Source organism: Clostridium sp. SHJSY1, assembly GCF_031626875.1.
GTDB lineage: Bacteria > Bacillota > Clostridia > Clostridiales > Clostridiaceae > Clostridium.
In genome coordinates this window covers 1-524 of sequence record NZ_JANDMF010000132.1, presented here as the reverse complement: position 1 = coordinate 524, position 524 = coordinate 1, and the positions used below count along the sequence as shown (strand labels likewise).

Annotated in this window: 1 rRNA gene; it reads left to right on the top strand. The window is 36.8% G+C overall.

Annotated features, from left to right (window positions below):
• Positions 1–451 precede the first annotated feature (451 nt).
• A 23S ribosomal RNA gene (locus NNC19_RS23470) occupies positions 452–524 on the top strand; the annotation flags it as partial.

The following is a 524-nucleotide window of genomic DNA, read 5'->3' as shown; positions in this document are numbered from 1 at the left end:
AACCTGCGGCTGGATCACCTCCTTTCTATGGAGAAATCTAGCAAACAAGATGTTTGACTAGTAAAGAAAAAAATCTTAATTAGATTTTCTTCTCGAAAGAATGGTTTTAACTTTCTGTTCAATTTTGAGAGACCATAAAGGTATCTCAATTTGTTCTTTGAAAATTGCACATAGTATATATTGTTTGTATAAATACAACAAGCCAAGAAATATTCTTTGTATATTTAAATAGACTAGTTTTACTAAGAAGTGTTTTCTAAATATGGTTACAGTTATATTCATATAATTGTAAGTATAATATAGACGAACACATCAAAAGTTAAAACTGAGTCTCGTTAGGCTCAAGGAGTACAAGAAGCCAAGTGCGAAATGCACGGAGCGTACTTTGGTACGTGAGTACATGTAGCACGCAGGCGACGCAGTAATCCGCAGAGACAACGAGACGAAGATAGGTCAAGCTACAAAGGGCGCATGGTGAATGCCTTGGCATCAGGAGCCGATGAAGGACGTGATAAGCTGCGATA